General features: G+C 36.8%; 16 protein-coding genes and 2 other annotated features (1 of these 18 running past the window's edge). All 16 genes read left to right on the forward strand.

Annotation, left to right across the window (positions count from 1 at the left end; translation table 11 throughout):
* Positions 1–21: 21 nt before the first annotated feature.
* The 16 genes from mdh (at position 22) to thrS (ending at position 19,250) form a co-directional block, all read left to right on the forward strand.
* A complete protein-coding gene (gene mdh / locus ACIQ38_RS06845; RefSeq protein ID WP_402820002.1) occupies positions 22–960 on the forward strand; it encodes a malate dehydrogenase in 939 nt (312 codons plus the stop codon).
* Between the two features lie 95 nt (positions 961–1,055).
* Positions 1,056–1,502: a MaoC/PaaZ C-terminal domain-containing protein gene (locus tag ACIQ38_RS06850; protein ID WP_402820005.1), complete on the forward strand. Its 447-nt coding sequence runs from the start codon at positions 1,056–1,058 to the stop codon at positions 1,500–1,502.
* Between the two features lie 62 nt (positions 1,503–1,564).
* The gene (locus tag ACIQ38_RS06855; RefSeq protein ID WP_402820008.1) at positions 1,565–2,278 is read left to right on the forward strand and encodes a response regulator transcription factor; all 714 of its coding nucleotides are present in this window, start codon (positions 1,565–1,567) and stop codon (positions 2,276–2,278) included.
* A complete protein-coding gene (pnpS, locus tag ACIQ38_RS06860) occupies positions 2,278–3,813 on the forward strand; it encodes a two-component system histidine kinase PnpS (protein ID WP_402820011.1) in 1,536 nt (511 codons plus the stop codon). Before ACIQ38_RS06855 ends, pnpS begins: the two co-directional genes overlap by 1 nt.
* An 11-nt stretch (positions 3,814–3,824) precedes the next feature.
* On the forward strand, positions 3,825–5,039 hold the full coding sequence (locus tag ACIQ38_RS06865) for a carboxylate--amine ligase (RefSeq protein WP_402820014.1): 1,215 nt from the start codon (positions 3,825–3,827) through the stop codon (positions 5,037–5,039).
* 246 nt (positions 5,040–5,285) lie between these two features.
* On the forward strand, positions 5,286–6,260 hold the full coding sequence (gene hflK / locus ACIQ38_RS06870) for an FtsH protease activity modulator HflK (protein ID WP_402820016.1): 975 nt from the start codon (positions 5,286–5,288) through the stop codon (positions 6,258–6,260).
* A complete protein-coding gene (hflC, locus tag ACIQ38_RS06875) occupies positions 6,260–7,237 on the forward strand; it encodes a protease modulator HflC (RefSeq protein ID WP_402820019.1) in 978 nt (325 codons plus the stop codon). The genes hflK and hflC overlap by 1 nt, the downstream gene beginning before the upstream one ends.
* 100 nt (positions 7,238–7,337) lie before the next feature.
* Positions 7,338–9,965: a DNA polymerase I gene (gene polA, locus ACIQ38_RS06880; RefSeq protein ID WP_402820022.1), complete on the forward strand. Its 2,628-nt coding sequence runs from the start codon at positions 7,338–7,340 to the stop codon at positions 9,963–9,965.
* A 12-nt stretch (positions 9,966–9,977) separates the two neighbouring features.
* Positions 9,978–10,850: a bifunctional DNA-formamidopyrimidine glycosylase/DNA-(apurinic or apyrimidinic site) lyase gene (mutM, locus tag ACIQ38_RS06885; protein ID WP_402820025.1), complete on the forward strand. Its 873-nt coding sequence runs from the start codon at positions 9,978–9,980 to the stop codon at positions 10,848–10,850.
* Between the two features lie 12 nt (positions 10,851–10,862).
* On the forward strand, positions 10,863–11,462 hold the full coding sequence (gene coaE, locus ACIQ38_RS06890) for a dephospho-CoA kinase (protein ID WP_402820028.1): 600 nt from the start codon (positions 10,863–10,865) through the stop codon (positions 11,460–11,462).
* An 856-nt stretch (positions 11,463–12,318) separates the two neighbouring features.
* Positions 12,319–13,341 (forward strand): glyceraldehyde-3-phosphate dehydrogenase, encoded by a 1,023-nt coding sequence (locus ACIQ38_RS06895; protein WP_402820031.1) that lies wholly within the window; start codon positions 12,319–12,321, stop codon positions 13,339–13,341.
* Between the two features lie 204 nt (positions 13,342–13,545).
* On the forward strand, positions 13,546–13,929 hold the full coding sequence (gene speD, locus ACIQ38_RS06900; RefSeq protein WP_142609341.1) for an adenosylmethionine decarboxylase: 384 nt from the start codon (positions 13,546–13,548) through the stop codon (positions 13,927–13,929).
* Between the two features lie 251 nt (positions 13,930–14,180).
* Positions 14,181–14,645 carry a transcriptional regulator NrdR gene (gene nrdR / locus ACIQ38_RS06905; RefSeq protein ID WP_402820036.1) on the forward strand — a complete coding sequence of 155 codons (465 nt, stop codon included), beginning with the start codon at positions 14,181–14,183 and terminating at the stop codon, positions 14,643–14,645.
* Between the two features lie 27 nt (positions 14,646–14,672).
* A complete protein-coding gene (locus tag ACIQ38_RS06910) occupies positions 14,673–16,028 on the forward strand; it encodes a replication initiation and membrane attachment family protein (RefSeq protein WP_402821348.1) in 1,356 nt (451 codons plus the stop codon).
* A gap of 9 nt (positions 16,029–16,037) precedes the next feature.
* A complete protein-coding gene (dnaI, locus tag ACIQ38_RS06915; RefSeq protein WP_402820039.1) occupies positions 16,038–16,979 on the forward strand; it encodes a primosomal protein DnaI in 942 nt (313 codons plus the stop codon).
* A gap of 60 nt (positions 16,980–17,039) precedes the next feature.
* Positions 17,040–17,269, forward strand: a binding site (T-box leader).
* 55 nt (positions 17,270–17,324) lie between these two features.
* A complete protein-coding gene (gene thrS, locus ACIQ38_RS06920; RefSeq protein ID WP_402820042.1) occupies positions 17,325–19,250 on the forward strand; it encodes a threonine--tRNA ligase in 1,926 nt (641 codons plus the stop codon).
* 67 nt (positions 19,251–19,317) lie between these two features.
* Positions 19,318–19,420: a sequence feature (ribosomal protein L20 leader region), on the forward strand; it runs 46 nt beyond the window's last position.

Genomic DNA, 19,420 nt, shown 5'->3' on the forward strand with positions numbered 1-19,420 from the left:
AGAACAAAGGAGAGTTTTCTAATGACATTGAAAAGAAATAAAATCTCAGTTATCGGCGGCGGATTCACTGGTGCTACTACAGCATTCCTACTTGCACAAAAAGAACTTGGAGATATTGTTCTTGTTGACATCCCTCAAGCGGAAAACCCGACAAAAGGAAAAGCTTTAGATATGGCAGAAGCAGGTCCTGTACAAGGCTTTGATGCAAGCATTATTGGAACTTCGAATTATGAAGATACAAAAGATTCGGATGTTGTCATTATTACTGCTGGTATTGCACGTAAACCAGGTATGAGCCGAGACGATTTAGTTCAAACAAACCAAAAAGTAATGAAAGCTGTAACAAGCGAAATCGTTAAATATTCACCAAATACAACAATCATCGTCTTAACAAACCCAGTGGATGCGATGACTTACACTGTATATAAAGAATCAGGATTGCCAAAAGAGCGTGTAATCGGACAATCTGGCGTACTGGATACAGCCCGGTTCCGTACATTTGTAGCGCAAGAACTAAACTTGTCTGTAAAAGATGTAACTGGTTTTGTTCTTGGTGGCCACGGCGATGATATGGTGCCATTAGTAAGATATTCATATGCTGGTGGAATACCATTAGAAAAGCTAATTGATGCTGGACGTTTAGAAGAAATCGTTGATCGCACCCGTAAAGGTGGTGCGGAAATCGTTAACCTACTCGGAAACGGCTCTGCATACTATGCGCCAGCTGCTGCATTAGTTGAAATGGCTGAAGCGATTCTGAAAGATCAAAAACGTGTATTACCATCAATTGCTTATTTAGAAGGCGAATATGGCATGGATGGAATTTATCTTGGCGTTCCAACTGTACTTGGTGCAGGCGGTATTGAGAAAATTATTGAGCTAGAGTTAACAGAGGAAGAAAAAGGATTACTAAGCAAATCTGCTGATTCTGTTAAAGCAGTTATGAAAGTTTTAGCATAATTCTTGATAATATTAGTCGAGCGTGGGAAACCTGCTCGATTTTTTTTGTACTTATTGTTAAGATAGATATAGCTAATTGATGGGAGGATGAAATCTTGTTATTGGGTAAAATACAGAAAAAGGGTAGGAATATAAACGATTTAATTGTTGGTGAAAAATTAACCATTACTGAAAAAATAGAAGACAAAGATTTACTTCTATATTTAGGGTTAACAAATGATAATAATCCTTTATATATTCAGCATGATTTTGCTTCCAAAACAGTTTATGCGAAACCGATTGTCCCACCAATTATGTTAATGGGCATAATTACAGCTGCTATCTCAAAATATTTACCTGGCCCCGGCGCGTACATAACCAAACAAAACATCAGCTTTCTTGCGCCAGTTTATCACTATTCAACTTTAAAATTTATTCTGGAAGTAATAAAGATTAATGTAGATGCTAATGAAGTAGTAATTTCCGTTACTGGCAAAGATGAAGAAAATAACGCAGTATTAGCTGGTACTTTTTATGTGAACCCGCCAGCAATCGAGCAGTAGACCGACATTTAAAGGCAATTGATTTGGAATGGGGGTTTCAAATCAACTTTGGAGGCATATATATGAAAAAAGTATTAGTTGTAGATGATGAAAGCTCAATCGTAACATTATTAAAATATAATTTAGAAGAAGCAGGTTTTGAGGTTATCACTGCAAATGATGGTTTAGAAGGCTTGAATCTTGCAATGGAGGAAAATCCAGATGTCATCGTATTAGACTGGATGTTGCCACGAATGGACGGAATGGAAGTTTGTAAAGAGCTTCGCCTTAAAAAAATTCAAACACCGATTATTATGCTTACCGCAAAAGATGAAGAGTTTGATAAAGTGCTGGGTCTAGAATTAGGCGCAGATGATTATATGACCAAACCATTTAGCCCACGTGAAGTGACTGCTCGGGTAAAGGCCATGATACGTCGTTCTACGATTTCTACTGAGCATCAGATAAATGAAGTAAAGCATAAAGAAGAAATGTATGCGTTTGGTCCCCTGCAAATTTATCCAGAGCGATTTGAGGTACTTTTAAATGAAGAACCAATTGAATTTACACCGAAGGAATTCGAATTACTTGTGTACTTAATAGAAAACAAAAATAGAGTGCTTACACGCGATCAATTATTAAGTGCGGTATGGAACTATGATTTTGCAGGGGATACTCGAATAGTCGATGTGCATGTTAGTCATTTACGAGATAAAATTGAAGAAAATAGTAGAAAACCAATTTTCATCAAAACGATCCGTGGTCTGGGATATAAATTCGAGGAACCAAAATCGTAATGAAAAGATTTCAATCCAAAATATTACGAACGTACTCTATAGTAATTGGATTAATATTAGCTAGTCTTGGACTTGTACTTGGGCAACTTTTTCCTGTTTTTGTTGATCATTCCACTGCTGTTTTAATTGACTCAAAAATGAAGCAAATATCCAACTTTTTAGTGGAAACAGAGCTTTCAGATGAAGAACAAGCGAATATAAAGCAACTATTGAATTCCACTTTGGAACATCAGGAGATCGCAAATGAACAAAATTCGCTTTGGTTATTTTTATTTTTTTTATTGTTAGTTACATTTCTAATTGCTTTGTTCTTGGGATCAAATATATTTAAAAAATATGCTCAGCCTATTGAACATTTAACTGAAACAGCCATGGAACTTGCAAGAGGAAATTATCGTATACGCGCATTTGAAGATGATTTTTCTGGGATGTCTGCATTAAGTAATTCTTTAAATATTTTAGCCCGTAACTTACATGATATCTCGGTTATGCGTGAAACGGAAAAAGAGCGATTAAAAACATTAATTGAGAACATGGGTAGCGCCTTAATAATGATTGATCGAAATGGCCTTGTGACGATTGTGAATCGATCATTTTTAGAGCAATTACAAATAAGCTTAGAAAATATTGATGGAAAACTCTTTCGTAAAATTGGACTTCCGGATCAAATAGAAGCTTTTATTGATAAACTATTTTTAACGGAGTCTTCATACCGTGAACAAATTAAGATTAAGCGTAATCTACATACTTATTATAAGGATGCTTACGGGGCTCCTGTAATAGGAGAACATGGAAGATGGTTAGGCATCGTTGTAGTGATGCATGATATTACAGAACTTGTGAAGTTAGAGCAAGTTCGCAAAGATTTCGTAGCAAATGTTTCGCATGAATTAAAAACACCTGTAACTTCTATCAAAGGATTTTCAGAAACATTATTATATGGAGCCTACAAAAATGAAGAAACTTTACTCTCTTTTTTAGAAATTATTCATAAAGAAAGTAATCGATTGCAAATGCTTATAACCGATTTGTTGGACCTTTCAAAGGTAGAGCAAGTAGGATATGAAGTTAATTTGCATGAAGTCAAATTGCAGGACGTATTAAATCGATGTTTGGAAATGTCTGCTCATCTTTTAGAAGAAAAAGAAATAGAGTTAGCGCTTAGTGTTGAAGAAACGGTGAAAGTATTGGGAGATTCCAATCGTTTAATGCAAATTATGATGAACTTAGTGACAAATGCTATTACGTATTCTCCCGATCATACGACTATACATATTTCCATTTTCAAAAATGAAAAGTATGGTATATTCCATATTCAAGATGAAGGAATTGGGATTAGTAAAAAAGAGATTGGTCGAATATTCGAACGCTTTTATCGCGTGGATCGTGCACGAAGTAGAAACTCAGGTGGTACAGGCTTAGGCCTTGCTATTGTAAAGCATTTAGTTGAAGCGCATCATGGATTGATAGAAGTAGATAGTGAAGTGGGTAAAGGTACATGCTTTACTGTGTACATACCACTTGTGAAAAGTTAATGGAGGTAAATATGAACAAAGAACCGTTTATCCCAATTATTGTGGGGACAGATATGAATGCTTACAATATGGCAATTTCATTTCATGAGGAATATAATATAAAGCCAATTTTAGTCGGAAAGGAAGAAATGTCCTTTACGAAATGGAGCAGTGTCATTGAGCATATTGAGATTCATTCGAATTTATGGGATAAAGCTGCATTTGTCACTGTTTTAACAGAAGTGGCAAAGAAATATAAAACGTCTGGTAAACAATTGTTGTTAATCGGAACAAATGATTTCTATGTCCGATTAATTATTGAAAATGCAAGAGCGTTAAAAGAAATGTATGTGTTTAACTATATGTCGGAAGAATTGATGAATAATCTTCTTGTGAAATCGAACTTTTATAAGCTTTGTGAAGAGCATGGAATTGATGCACCAAAAACATATTATTATTCATGTGCCAAAAAAGAGCCTTTTACGGAGGAAGTATTATTTCCTTTAATTATTAAACCGAGCAATGGGGTTCAATATTATAAAAATAAATTCCCAGGGCAGCAAAAAGTTTATCGTGTAGAATCTCGAGAAGAACTAAATGATGTCATTAACAAAGTGAATGCTAGTGGATATGTGGATGATCTAATTATTCAAGATTATATTCCTGGTGATGATACGTATATGTGGGATTCTGTTTTTTATATGAACTCAAAAGGAAAAGCGCAGTTAAGCACGCTTGCACAAGTAGTGTTGCAAGAACATACGGTTACAGCAATTGGAAACTATACCGCACTGATTACAAGATATGACGAAGAATTGATGAAAAAGCTTCAGCATTTTTTAGAAGCGGTAGGGTATGTTGGCTTTGCTAACTTTGATTTGAAGTTTGATGAACGCGACGGTAAATTCAAAGTGTTTGAAGTGAATATTCGTCAAGGACGCTCAAGTTATTATACGACGGCGCTTGGACATAATATGGCTAGATATTTTGTGGATGATGTAATTTATAATAAAGCAAAACCGCTGACATTATTAAATGAGCATTATTTGTTTACGGTCGTGCCAAAAATTGTGTTAAAGAAGTTTGTTGATAACAAAGAAATCCAAAAAGAAATTAGACATTTGTTAAGAACAGGAAAATGGGGAAATCCATTATTTTATAAAAACGATACCAATTTCATGCGGAAGTTCTATTTAATTGCTCGCCAGTTCAATTATTATAAAAAATATAAAAATAATAATTGGTGAGGAAAAGTTTACAATATATTCATAGTAGATTTACAATCATCTGTTACATTTAAATAGACCCCTTTTCCAAACGATTTACCTAAAAAAAGCTAGCGCCCTGCTAGCTTTTTTTATTATTACAAAAGTGTTACTGGTGCCAGGCACCAGTAACACTTTTGTAATAATAATGTACTTGCAGTAATTTTTTTGAAACCAAATGAGTCATTACTCCGTAAAAGAAGTATACATATAGAAAGGGGATATACGATGAGTACAAAGAGATTAATATCCATCATTGTTGCTTCGATCATAGGAATTATTTTATTATCTGCTGTATTTACATCTTGGTACACAGTAGATGAATCAGAACAAGCAATCGTTATTACTTTTGGGGAAGCTGGCGACCCAATTACAGAATCAGGTTTAAAATTTAAAATGCCGTGGCCAATTCAAAAAGTAGAAAAATTATCTAAAGAAACTTTTAGTCTACAATTTGGTTACAAACAAACAGCAGACGGGGAAATCGAATCATTCGATAAAGACACAAAAATGATTACTGGAGACGATAATATTGTCTTAACGGATTTAGTCGTACAATGGAAGATTACTGACCCAAAAGCTTATTTATTTAACTCCGAAAGTCCTCAAGACTTATTGCATGATGCAACATCCGCTTCTATTCGTTCCGTTATTGGAAACTCTAAAATTGACGACGCTTTAACATCTGGAAAAGCGCAAATTGAAGCAGACACCGTTGAACTATTGGGTTCATTAATCGATAAATACGACATTGGTATTACAGTACTTACTGTAAAACTGCAAGACGTAGAATTGCCAAATGCGGAAGTTCGATCTGCTTTTACTGCTGTAACGGATGCAGAAGAAACAAAGAACACCAAAGTAAACCAAGCTGAAAAATATGTCAATCAAAAAATGAGTGAGGCAGAAGGGGAAGTAGATGCCATCAAATCGGAAGCAACTGGATATAAAACGGCCCGTATTCAACAAGCGCTCGGAGATGTAGAATTGTTCAATAAACTTTACGTTGAATATGCAGACAATAAAGAGATTACGAGACAGCGACTTGTCATGGAAACACTCGATGCAGTATTACCAAATGCTCAAATTTATATTATGAACGATGATGGTGGCACGATGAAATACTTGCCGCTTCAACCACTTGAATCGAATAAACAAACACCACCACCAGCTACAGAAACGGAAGAAGGGAGTGGACAATAATGGCAGATAATCACAATCCATTTTCTAATTTAGAAGAAAAATTTAAAGCAACGCAAAATAAAAAGAAGCCCCAAAAAGAAAAAACACCGATAGATTATAAGAAATATACAAAATCATTTATCGCAATTTTCCTTACGTTTGTTGTTATTGTAATTGCTTTTGCGAATATATATGTCGTGAAAGAAGGCGAGTTCAAAGTAGTTCGCCAGTTCGGGGAGATTAAAGCCATTAAAGATACACCAGGATTGCATATGAAAATACCATTTATACAAAGTGTTACCACTATCCCAAAATATCAAATGAACTATAAATTATCAGAAGCAGAGATTAACACAAAAGACAAACGTCGAATAATCATTGATAATTATGCGGTTTGGCGAGTTACGAACGCAAAAGAGATGATTTCGAATGCTGGTAATTTAATCAATGCTGGGTCCCGAATGGAAGAATTCATTTATTCAGTTGTACGTTCAGAACTTGGTCAATTAAACTATAACGAAATAATTAATGATGAAAATTCTTCACGAGGAAGTTTAAACGATCAGATTACAACTCATGTAAATGAATTGCTTCAAAAAGACAAATACGGGATTGAAGTAATAGATGTTCGTATTAAACGTACAGACTTACCTGAAGAGAACGAGCAATCCGTTTACAATGAGATGATTTCGGAAAGACAAAGTATTGCACAAAAGTTTTTATCTACAGGTGACGCAGACAAACGTCGGATTGAAGCAGACACAGACCGTCAAGTAAGAGAGATGATTGCGACTGCTAAAAAAGATGCTGCAGTGATTGCTGCTGAAGGTGATGCAGAAGCAGCAAAAATTTACAATGATAGCTTTTCTAAAGATCCAGAGTTCTATTCTCTTTACCGAACACTTGAATCTTATAAGCGTACGATTGGAGAAGATTCGATGATTATCATTCCATCTGACTCTCCTTATGCGAAAATTCTTGCAGGTTACTTAGAATAGTTTAAGAATCGTCATTCCCCTTACTATCATGGTAAGATATAGGGAATGACGATTTTATTTTCTTAAATAAGATGAATGGTAAATCGAAGGAGTGAACTTTATGTCAAATGAAAAAATACTATTATTGGATGGAAATAGTCTCGCGTATCGAGCATTTTTTGCGTTACCTTTATTAACCAATGAATCTGGCATACATACAAATGCGGTTTATGGTTTTACAATGATGCTTCAAAAAATTATGGAAGAAGAAAATCCAACGCATATGCTAGTAGCGTTCGATGCAGGGAAAACTACTTTCCGCCACTCGACTTTTGGAGAATATAAAGGCGGAAGACAGAAAACACCACCGGAACTTTCCGAACAATTTCCATATGTCCGTAAACTGATTGATGCCTACGGGATTAAAAGATATGAGTTGGAAATGTATGAAGCGGACGATATAATCGGGACGCTAAGTAAACAAGCTGATGCAAATGGTCAGCAAGTTGTCATTGTATCGGGGGACAAAGATTTAACACAACTGGCAACAGAAAATACGACTGTCTATATTACGCGAAAAGGTATTACAGATATTGAAAAATATACACCTGCTCATGTGGAAGAAAAATACGGACTTACCCCATTACAAATTATTGATATGAAAGGTTTAATGGGAGACGCTTCCGATAATATCCCGGGTGTACCTGGTGTTGGTGAAAAAACAGCGATCAAACTATTAAAAGAACATGGTTCCGTAGAAAATTTATATCAAGCATTAGACACTGTTAGTGGTGTGAAGTTAAAAGAGAAATTAGTGGCAAACGAAGAGCAAGCAAAAATGAGTAAAACACTTGCAACAATCGAAACAAACGCTCCTATTGAAGTTACTGTAGATGATTTAACCTATAGCGGGCCAAATATGGAAGAAGTAGTGGAGATTTGGAAAGAACTTTCGTTTAAAACACTTTTAGAGAAATCTGATTTCGTTGCAGAAGAACAGGAAACGGCGGAAATGAATTATGAAGTGTTAGAGGAAGTAGATGCTTCCCTATTAAAAGACCCAATGGCCGTTCATTTTGAAATGTACGACGAACAATATCATACGAGTGAATTACTTGGGATTGCTTTATCGGATGGCGATGACTCCTATTTTATCCAAGGGACGAAAGCATTTCAATCGGATGCCTTCTGCGCATGGTTAGAGGATGATTCGAAACAGAAATTTCTGTCGGACTCCAAAGCGACGCAGGCAGTAAGCAGAAAATATGGCGTCAGTATACAAGGCGCGGAATTTGATCTCCTATTAGCAGCCTATATTGTCAATCAATCCATCTCTTCTGGCGACGTATCTACACTGGCAAAAGAATTCGGAAACTATAACGTCTGGACGGACGAAACTGTTTATGGAAAAGGTGCCAAAAAATCGACGCCTGAACTGGAGAAAGTTGCTGAACATGCGGCTCGAAAAGCGCAAGCGATATGGCAATTAAAGCCGACACTAGAAGAAAAGCTGAAAGAAAATGAGCAGTTCGAATTGTATAAAGAATTGGAATTACCACTTGCATCTATTCTAGGAACGATGGAATCCGACGGGGTGAAAGTGGACAAACAAATACTTGTCGAGATGGGACATGACTTAGAAGTGAAGTTGCAATCCATTGAGCATGACATATATGCGCTGGCAGGAGAAAAGTTTAATATTAATTCTCCTAAACAATTAGGGGTCATTTTATTTGAAAAAATTGGACTTACTCCGATAAAGAAAACGAAGACAGGGTATTCTACAGCGGCAGATGTACTGGAAAAGTTAGCAAGTGAACATGAGATTATTGAACAAATTCTTCATTATCGTCAACTAGGAAAGTTAAACTCAACATATATCGAAGGTCTATTAAAAGAAATCCATGAAGCAGATGGGAAAATTCATACTCGCTACCAACAAGCATTAACTTCTACAGGGCGTCTGAGTTCAATTAATCCGAATTTGCAAAACATACCGGTCCGTTTAGAAGAAGGTAGAAAAATTCGAAAAGCATTCGTTCCGTCACAGCCTGACTGGGTTATGTTTGCAGCGGATTATTCGCAAATCGAACTTCGTGTGCTTGCCCATATGTCAGAAGATAAAAACTTAGTAGATGCATTTAATAATGATTTGGATATTCATACGAAAACAGCAATGGACGTATTCCATGTAGCCGCGGAAGATGTGACTTCGGACATGCGCCGTGCTGCCAAAGCGGTTAACTTTGGAATTGTATATGGTATTAGCGATTATGGTTTATCGCAAAACCTGGACATTACAAGAAAAGAAGCTGCGACTTTTATCGAGCAATATTTAAATAGTTTCCCAGGTGTAAAAGAATATATGGATGATATTGTACATGAAGCTAAACAAAAAGGGTTTGTCACAACCATTTTAAATAGAAGAAGATATTTACCTGAAATTACAAGTTCCAATTTTAATCTGAGAAGCTTTGCGGAGCGTACTGCTATGAATACTCCAATTCAAGGAAGTGCAGCAGATATTATTAAAAAAGCGATGATTGATATGGCGCAACGCTTGAAAGATGAAAAGATGCAAACGAAGATGCTTTTACAAGTACATGATGAGTTAATCTTCGAGGCTCCAAAAGAAGAAATTGCATTACTCGAAAAAATTGTACCAGAAGTAATGGATACTGCGATTAAATTACTCGTTCCATTGAAAGTGGATTATGCATTCGGTGCTTCTTGGTATGAAACTAAATAAGGAGTTTTTAATATGCCTGAATTACCAGAAGTGGAAGGGGTTGTCCGGTCGTTGCGACCAATTGCAACGGGGAAAACAATTCAATCTGTAGATGTTTCGGAAACGATTATCACATCTAAAGCTAATGGCAAAGAAGCAATTATAAAAGGGGCAGATGTAGATGCGTTCCGAGAAGCACTGCCTCAAATGACAATTGAAAGAATTGATAGACGATCCAAATATATTTATTTTCATTTACAAAAAGATGGAATCCCTCATTTACTCGTTTCACATTTAGGGATGTCCGGAGCTTGGTTTTACGTTCGAAGCTTGAATGAAATTGGAGAAGACAAATTTATACGGCATTCGCATGTTATTCTCCATTTGGAGGAAGGTGACATGCTCGTCTATGCAGATATTAGACGATTTGGAGAGCTCCGTCTTTTAGAAAGCGAAGCAGATTACCCACCATTGTTGCTAATGGCACCAGAGCCTTTTGACCAAGAAGCTTTAGATCATTATTTGGCGATGAGTATTTTACCCAAATATGAAAATAAAGCGATTAAGGAATTTATCATGGATGGCCAAGTTGTATCGGGTTGCGGAAATATTTATGCAACAGAAGCGTTGTTCAGGTTGAGAATCCATCCAGCGCGAAAAGTGAAACGAATAAGTAAAGAAAGAAAAATACAGTTGTTTAACGAAATCGTCATCGTGTTACTTGATAGTATCGAAAACGGAGGAAGTACAATCTCTGACTATCGCAATATTAATGGCGGAGCTGGCAATATGCAAAATCGATTACAAATGTATAGCAAAAAGAATTGCCCTATTTGTGGTCGAAAAACTTTGCAAAAAACGATCGGTGGAAGAACCTCCACTTATTGTGGGACATGTCAGAAATAACGGAGGATTGTTATGATTATTGGTTTAACAGGAAGTATTGCTAGTGGAAAAAGTACTGTGTCGAATATGTTGAAAGTATTAGGATATCCCATTATCGATGCAGATATCGTAGCACGAATAGTTGTTGAAAAAGGAACGGAAACATTGGAAACGATAACTGAAGTCTTTGGTCAAGAAGTCATTGCAGAAGACGGTTCTTTAAATCGCGAAAAATTAGGAGGAATCATTTTTTCTGATCCTTCTAAACGAAAAACTTTAAATGATATTATTCATCCAGCCATTCGTGCGGAAATGCTTCGTCAAAAGGAGCAACTATTAAAAGAAGGTTATCCAACTATTATCATGGATATCCCATTGCTATTTGAAAGTAAACTGCAATCGTATGTAGAAAAAATATTAGTCGTAACAGTGTCAGAAGAAATGCAATTGGAACGTTTAATGGCTCGCAATAATTTTACACTAGAAGAAGCCAAAGCAAGAATCCAATCACAACTCCCATTATCAATCAAAGAAAAAGAAGCAGACGCAGTTATTTATAATAATGGGACTCTAGAATCAACTGAACAACAATTGAAAAAAATATTAAGCGAATGGAACGTGCTAAACGCTTAATATGAAAGGCTGTAAACAAACTTGTTTACAGTCTTTTTTATAGCAAGGGATATAAAGATACTGTGCGGTAGTGACGGCTATATTTCCGCCGGGTGAGTGACGAGACGCAACATCGCTAACGCTCTTGTAGGGTTTCACACCGGCGTCCAAAATCCCAAAGAATGGCTAAGGGCAATCAAAAAGCTATTGAAGGCAACTAATTTCAGTATGAAAGCCACTAAAATCAGCATGAGAGCAACTAAATTGCCGTTGAAAGCAATTAATTTCTCACAATAGCTCTTTACTTGTATTGAGACGAACATGATTTAGGCATATTAGAGGAATAATATGCCTAAAAGCCCGTCAAACTTGGCTGGTCGGCATCTGCTCGACTAGTTTATCGTGTTCAAAGGCCAGATTGTCTCGTTCGACCATTCAGTGTTAATTTTGAACACTGATAAGTAAGTTTTTTCCATTGATTTTCGCTGCAGACGGCGACTCCAGTGGGATCAAGTGAGTTAAATGAGACTTCACAACGTACGCGCGTAGGCGCGGCGGTGAAGGCTCATCACTCACCCCACGGAAAGCGTCCGTCCTGCAGCGAAAATCACAGTGGATCCTAATAGAGCAATATACAGCACAGTATCCCTATTATGTGCGATATTTCATTCATCTTTATCATTCTAAATTTGGAGCTAGGATAGGCGTTAGTGTCTTTATTTATATAGCAACAACAATATTTGAACAACGACATACAACCAGTTATAAAATAAAAATATCTTTCTTTAAAAATGGGGCTACATGATTAAGATAATGTGTTATACTAATTACAAGTTGTAAAACATAAAGTATCACACAGTTACAGGAGGATTTTTACATGACAGCTTCAATTGCAATAAATGGTTTCGGACGTATTGGACGAATGGTATTTCGCCAAGCGATAGTACAGGAAGAGTTAAACGTCGTAGCAATTAATGCAAGGTATCCTTTAGAAACATTAGCGCATTTAATCAAATATGACTCAACACATGGTACTTTTTCAGGAGAAGTTACAATAGAGGAAAATGCACTTGTTGTAAATGGCAAACGAGTACAAATCGTGAATGATCGTGATCCAGCAAATTTACCTTGGAAAGAGTTGAATGTCGACATCGTGATCGAGTCAACAGGGAAATTTAATGATGGGGAAAAAGCAAGTGCTCATTTAGCAGCTGGAGCGAAAAAAGTAATCATCACAGCTCCTGCTAAAAACGAAGATGCAACTATCGTGGTGGGTGTAAACGAAGATAAATTAGATTTAGCAAAGCACCATATTATTTCAAATGCAAGTTGTACAACAAACTGTTTAGCACCAGTTGCAAAAGTATTAAACGATACATTTGGAATTGAAAATGGATTAATGACAACTGTTCACGCATATACAAATGATCAAAACAATTTAGACAATCCACATAAGGATTTGAGACGTGCACGTTCATGTGGGCAATCCATTATTCCAACTTCTACAGGTGCTGCAAAAGCGCTTACACTAGTGCTGCCAGAATTAGAAGGGAAAATTCATGGAATGGCACTTCGTGTACCTACTCCGAATGTATCTTTAGTTGATTTAGTTGTTGATGTAAAAAGAGATGTAACTGTGGAAGAAGTAAATGCAGCATTTATCCAAGCTTCCGAAGAATCTATGGAGGGAGTATTAGGATTCACAACTGAGCCACTAGTTTCAATTGATTTTAATACATCTACTCTTTCTTCAACTGTAGATGGATTAACTACTATGGTCATTGGTAATCGTAAAGTAAAGGTACTTGCTTGGTATGATAACGAGTGGGGTTATTCTGCACGTGTAGTTGATCTGACGAAAAAAGTAGCGTCAGGGTTAAAGGTAGTTTCCAATTTATAAAAACATGATCCTCTTTCTAATTTTTTAGGAAGAGGTTTTTTTATGTGTTGCTTATTTTATCAATCCATCATATAATGATAATCGTGTACTTCTCGTACATGGACTACTTAAAGGGTTAGGACCTCTTTGGACTAACTTTCCCCCGTGGTAGTCAACTTTGATTGTTATTTTTAAACTAAAACTTATCAAAGGGGGAAACGGACATTGGAAACAATGGGACGTCACATTATTGCAGAACTATGGGAATGCGATTTCGACAAACTTAACGATATGCAATTTATCGAGCAAACATTTGTTGATGCTGCATTGAAATCTGGTGCAGAAGTCAGAGAAGTTGCGTTTCACAAATTTGCACCACAAGGTGTAAGTGGAGTCGTTATAATTTCCGAATCACATTTAACGATTCACAGCTTTCCAGAGCATGGTTATGCGAGCATTGATGTGTATACATGTGGAGATTTAGACCCATCAGTTGCAGCTAATTATATTGCAGATGCTCTTAATGCTGGAATACGCGAAACGATTGAAATGCCTCGTGGTATGGGTCCAGTTAATGTACCTAAGTCACGCATGACAGTTCAAGCGTAATAACTTAGCCGAGATGACTTAGCAGAGGAAGCGATTCCTCTGCTTTTTCGATTTTAACTTGCTTCACAAGGGAGCTTGAGCTCCCTTGTGAAGCAAGTTAAAGCCTCCGGCGGATGTCACAAATTTTGAAAGGAGTTAATTGCACAATACGCAATTCAAAATTTGGACGCAATTACGCCAAGTCGTAATTGATGAGAGAATATTGTTATAATAGATATACAAATTCATGTAAGGAATTAGGTGAAACTAATATGAGATGTCCTACTTGTCAATATAATGGTACGAAAGTTGTTGACTCTAGACCGGTCGATGATAATAAGGCGATTAGAAGAAGAAGAGAGTGCGAAGATTGTGGATTTCGTTTTACAACCTTTGAAAAGGTAGAAGAAACACCATTAATCGTCGTGAAGAAAGATGGATCACGAGAAGAATTTAGTCGTGAAAAAATACTTCGCGGTCTGATACGTGCATGTGAGAAAAGACCAGTTGCATTAGATCAGCTAGAAGAAATCGTGTTTTCGATTGAAAAAGAATTGCGAAGAACAGGTAATTCCGAGGTGAAATCGGAAGAAGTGGGCGAAAAAGTAATGGACAAGCTAGCGGAAGTAGATGAAGTGGCTTATGTTCGATTCGCTTCGGTCTATCGTCAATTTAAAGATATAACAGTCTTCATAGAAGAATTAAAAGAAATAATAAAAAAGAATCCAACATTATAAGCAGCAAGAGAGTAGGTGCAACTGTTGATGTTATATAAAGAGCTTCAGCCAGCAGACATGTATATGATTCGCTTGCCATATTCTTTTTCGGATTATGATCGCCAATTATTAACATTATTTTATCAACCATTAGTTGGAGCAGAAAGCATTAGCCTATACTTAACGTTATGGGCAGATGGAGAAGCGAAAAATAACGAGGGGTCACCCCATTATCAACTAATGAATGTGTTAGGTGTTTCCATTGGGAAAATTTTTCAAGCAAGAATTGCATTAGAAGCTATAGGATTACTCCGTACTTGGCAAAAATCAGAGAATGATGGTCGTGTTTTTTATTATGAGTTGACTGCCCCACTTGATGCAGAGTCCTTTTTAAAAGATCCATTATTATCGATGTTTTTGTTAGGGAAAATTGGGGAAAATGCTTATAAACAATTGCGCAGTCGATTTATCCAACCTGCAAAATGGCATGACGGATTTACAGATGTTTCTCGAACGTTTATGGATGTATTTAAGCCATCTTCCAAATCAGGAAATGCCATTTCTTATGAAGATGAATACCAATCTAAAAAAAGACAGGATTCTCTTCCTTTTTACTTCGATCAATTTGATTTTGCTTTATTACAAGAAGGGTTGTCCGAACAACTTGTACCAAAATCAGCGATGACGGTAGAGGCAAAAGAAGTAATTGCAAAACTAGCTTTTTTATATAACCTACATCCTGTGGAGATGCAAAAAGTAGTCATCCTTGCATTAGATGATGAACTTCATCTCTCCGAAGCAAGATTAAAAAAAGCATGCGCTGATTATTATAAGCTAACTGTTTCTAAAACTGCTCCAGTGATGGAGAAAATTGCGCAAACGGCTATGCCGACAACTGAAAAAAGCCAACCTTTATCGAAAGAAGAAGAACTTATCCATTATCTAGAAACAACTGCTCCCGTAATTGTATTAAAAGATATAGCGAATGGTAAAGAACCAATTTTAGCAGATGTACAGTTAGCGAATCATTTTGTCACCCATTTTAATATGCCAATCGGTGTTGTCAATGTGCTATTGCAATATGTGTTACTTCGAACAGACATGAAACTAACGAAAAACTATGCGGAAAAAATTGCTTCCCATTGGATGCGAAAAGATGTTAAAACAGCAAAACAAGCAATGGAACTTGCAAGAAGTGAGCATGAACAATATATAAAATGGAAAAGTGAAGGGTCTCAGCAGAAATCTTATACGAAAAAGCCAGTGCGCGAAGAAAAAGTACCAGATTGGTTTTATAAAAAAGATGGAGAGACAAAGCAATCTGGTAACGAAACTAAGGGAAATCAAAATATAGAGGAAGAAAGAAAAAAACTGTTAGCGGATTTGAATGCATTGAAAAGGTAGGTGGGAAAAATGGAACGTATTAACGAAACGCTAAAAAGAGTGGTTCAAACACCTGAATTCTCCACAAGGCTAGATGAGATGAAACAAGAAGTGTTAGAAGATCCAGGTGTACAAAAGTTTTTAGAAGAAAACGCAGCTGACATTTCAAAACGTATCGTCGATCGAGGATTAAGTAAGTTATATGAATATAAATCACAGTCGCATGATTGTGGTTCTTGTGAATCTTTGGAACAATGTTCGAATTATATGAAAGGCTATGAACCAAAACTAATTTTAGAACGTGGCCTAATTGACTTAGAATATATTCGCTGTCGTCGGGGAGTCATAGAGGATGAGCGAAGAAAAGTGACATCCATGATTGATAGTATACATATGCCAAAAGAAGTCATGGAAGCTCGTCTTAGCAATGTTGATGTGAACGATAATAGTAGGGTGGTTGCAGTTCGTGCTGCCATAGACTTTTTGGAAGAATGGGCTCGAACAAATACATTACCTAAAAAAGGACTCTATATTCACGGTAAATTCGGTGTAGGTAAATCCTATTTGTTAGGTGCATTAGCCAATGAATTGGCGAGTAGACATATCCACTCTGTCGTTGTCTATGTTCCTGAGTTTTTACGAGAAATGAAACAATCTATTCAAGATCAATCACTTTCCGAGAAAATAGAGTTCGTCAAAAAGGCACCCGTCTTAATGCTGGATGATATTGGAGCAGAAGTCATGTCTAGTTGGACCAGAGATGAAATATTGGGTACTATTTTGCATTTTCGAATGTCGGAACAGCTACCCACATTTATGACATCTAATTTCAATTACAGTGAGTTAGAGCATCATCTTTCGGTTACACAGCGAGGAGAAAAGGAAGTAGTGAAAGCTGGACGGATTATGGAACGAATTCGTGCACTTACCACTCCTGTCTCACTACAAGGGAAAAATTGGAGAGAACAATAGCCCTCTATAACGGCTTGCAAATGTTGATCGTGTAGCGTATAATCATTTTCATAAGAATAAGTAAATGCGTTGAAGAGGACAACAATCAGTTTGTACGACTTTGTAGAGAGAGAAGCCTTGGCTGAAAGCTTCTTAAGTACCGGCAATCGATTTACCACCTCCGAGCAGTAGTTGTGAATTTAAATAGCAATTACCGGTCACCGGCCCGTTAGCCGATGCAGAGCTTCGTCTATTTTTGTTTTGGATAGACAGAAGAAGGGTGGAACCACGATTTGAACCTCGTCCCTTTTTAGGGACGAGGTTTTTTTGCGTTTTCCGAAAATTATTTTACAAGGAGTGTTCAACATGTCAGAAGTTATTAAGTTAAAATTTCCAGATGGAGCAGTAAAGGAATTTCCGATTTCGACAACTACAGAAGAAATTGCACAATCCATAAGTCCTGGATTACGTAAAAAAGCATTGGCAGGTAAACTAAGCGGGCAATTAATCGATCTTAAAACACCGATTACAACAGACGGTGAAATAGCAATTATTACACCAGAATCAGAAGAAGCTTTAGAAATTCTTCGTCACAGTTCCGCTCACTTACTTGCACAAGCTATTAAGCGTTTGTTTAAAGATGTAAAACTTGGAATTGGTCCAGTCATTGAAAATGGTTTTTATTATGATATCGATTCACCAGAACCAATCACTGCAGAAGACTTCCCGTTAATCGAAAAAGAAATGAAAAAAATTATTAACGAAAACATTGAAATTGTACGTCACGATGTATCCCGCGAGGAAGCTTTTGAGAAATTTAAAGAAGACGAATACAAAGTAGAACTTCTGGAAGCTATACCGGAAGGCGAACAAGTATCTATTTACGAACAAGGTGAATTTTTCGACCTTTGCCGTGGAGTACATGTGCCATCGACAGGTAAGTTAAAAGAATTCAAATTACTAAGCATTGCAGGAGCATACTGGCGCGGAAATAGCGACAACAAAATGCTTCAACGTATTTATGGTACTGCTTTTTTCAAAAAAGAAGAGCTTAAACACCATTTAGAAATGCTTGAAGAAGCTAAAGAGCGCGATCATCGTAAAATCGGGAAAGAATTAGCGTTGTTTACGAACTCTCAAAAAGTAGGGCAAGGTTTACCTCTTTGGTTACCGAATGGTGCAACGATTCGTCGTGTCATCGAGCGTTATATCGTAGACAAGGAACTTAAACTTGGCTACAAACATGTATACACGCCAGTATTAGGTTCTAAAGACCTTTACGAAACATCTGGTCACTGGGATCACTATCAAGATTCAATGTTCCCACCAATGGAAATGGATAACGAGACATTAGTACTTCGTCCGATGAACTGTCCGCACCATATGATGGTTTTCAAAAACGGTATGCACTCTTACCGTAATCTTCCATTACGTATTGCAGAACTAGGTACGATGCATCGTTATGAAATGTCAGGTGCTCTTTCTGGTTTACAACGCGTTCGCGGGATGACTTTAAATGATGCGCATCTTTTCGTACGTCCAGACCAAATTAAAGCAGAGTTCCAAAAAGTTGTAGAACTTATCATTTCTGTTTATAAAGATTTTGATTTAAAAGATTATACTTTCCGTCTATCTTACCGTGATCCACAAGATACAGAAAAATATTTCGATGACGATGCAATGTGGGAAAAAGCACAAGCGATGCTAAAAGAAGCAATGGACGAGCTTGGCTTAGATTATTTTGAGGCAGAAGGCGAAGCTGCATTCTACGGACCGAAATTAGACGTTCAAGTGAAGACAGCAATCGGTAAAGAAGAAACTTTATCTACTGTTCAATTGGACTTCCTATTACCTGAACGCTTTGACTTAACTTATGTTGGGGAAGATGGTAAACCTCATCGTCCAGTCGTAATTCACCGTGGAGTAGTTTCTACAATGGAACGTTTTGTTGCGTTTTTAATCGAAGAATATAAAGGTGCTTTCCCAACTTGGTTAGCTCCAGTTCAAGTGGAAATCATTCCAGTATCTAATGAAGTGCATTTCGATTATGCAAAACAAATCGAAGAGCAATTAGTAGCAGCAGGTTTCCGAGTAGAAATGGATGACCGTGAAGAAAAACTTGGATATAAAATTCGGGAAGCGCAAATGCAAAAAATTCCGTATATGCTCGTTTTAGGTGATAAAGAGTTAGAAGCAGGTAATGTAAACGTACGTAAATACGGAGAACAGCAGTCGGAAAGTATTCCATTTGGGGAGTTTTTAGCTCGCATTCAAGAAGAAACAAAACATTAATCATAAATACTGTTGACATGTACTAATCTACATGGTATAGTTATTTAGGTTATTGAATACTAGTTTGTGGTATAAGAAGAGGCTGCCCGCTTCTCACCTGTTCGACACATTAAGTTGTTGACTGGTAAGCACACGATCGACTGTAATATGTAGGCATCTACATGTTCTTA

The organism is Psychrobacillus sp. NPDC096389, from assembly GCF_044762855.1.
In the GTDB taxonomy this organism is placed as follows: domain Bacteria; phylum Bacillota; class Bacilli; order Bacillales_A; family Planococcaceae; genus Psychrobacillus.

What these genes read in the sequence shown, in the direction of transcription:
- mdh (WP_402820002.1), top strand. Translation starts at nt 22, where the DNA reads ATGACATTGAAAAGAAATAAAATCTCAGTTATCGGCGGCGGATTCACT.
- ACIQ38_RS06855 (WP_402820008.1), top strand. Translation starts at nt 1,565, where the DNA reads ATGAAAAAAGTATTAGTTGTAGATGATGAAAGCTCAATCGTAACATTA.
- pnpS (WP_402820011.1), top strand. Translation starts at nt 2,278, where the DNA reads ATGAAAAGATTTCAATCCAAAATATTACGAACGTACTCTATAGTAATT.
- ACIQ38_RS06865 (WP_402820014.1), top strand. Translation starts at nt 3,825, where the DNA reads ATGAACAAAGAACCGTTTATCCCAATTATTGTGGGGACAGATATGAAT.
- hflK (WP_402820016.1), top strand. Translation starts at nt 5,286, where the DNA reads ATGAGTACAAAGAGATTAATATCCATCATTGTTGCTTCGATCATAGGA.
- hflC (WP_402820019.1), top strand. Translation starts at nt 6,260, where the DNA reads ATGGCAGATAATCACAATCCATTTTCTAATTTAGAAGAAAAATTTAAA.
- polA (WP_402820022.1), top strand. Translation starts at nt 7,338, where the DNA reads ATGTCAAATGAAAAAATACTATTATTGGATGGAAATAGTCTCGCGTAT.
- mutM (WP_402820025.1), top strand. Translation starts at nt 9,978, where the DNA reads ATGCCTGAATTACCAGAAGTGGAAGGGGTTGTCCGGTCGTTGCGACCA.
- coaE (WP_402820028.1), top strand. Translation starts at nt 10,863, where the DNA reads ATGATTATTGGTTTAACAGGAAGTATTGCTAGTGGAAAAAGTACTGTG.
- ACIQ38_RS06895 (WP_402820031.1), top strand. Translation starts at nt 12,319, where the DNA reads ATGACAGCTTCAATTGCAATAAATGGTTTCGGACGTATTGGACGAATG.
- nrdR (WP_402820036.1), top strand. Translation starts at nt 14,181, where the DNA reads ATGAGATGTCCTACTTGTCAATATAATGGTACGAAAGTTGTTGACTCT.
- ACIQ38_RS06910 (WP_402821348.1), top strand. Translation starts at nt 14,673, where the DNA reads ATGTTATATAAAGAGCTTCAGCCAGCAGACATGTATATGATTCGCTTG.
- dnaI (WP_402820039.1), top strand. Translation starts at nt 16,038, where the DNA reads ATGGAACGTATTAACGAAACGCTAAAAAGAGTGGTTCAAACACCTGAA.
- thrS (WP_402820042.1), top strand. Translation starts at nt 17,325, where the DNA reads ATGTCAGAAGTTATTAAGTTAAAATTTCCAGATGGAGCAGTAAAGGAA.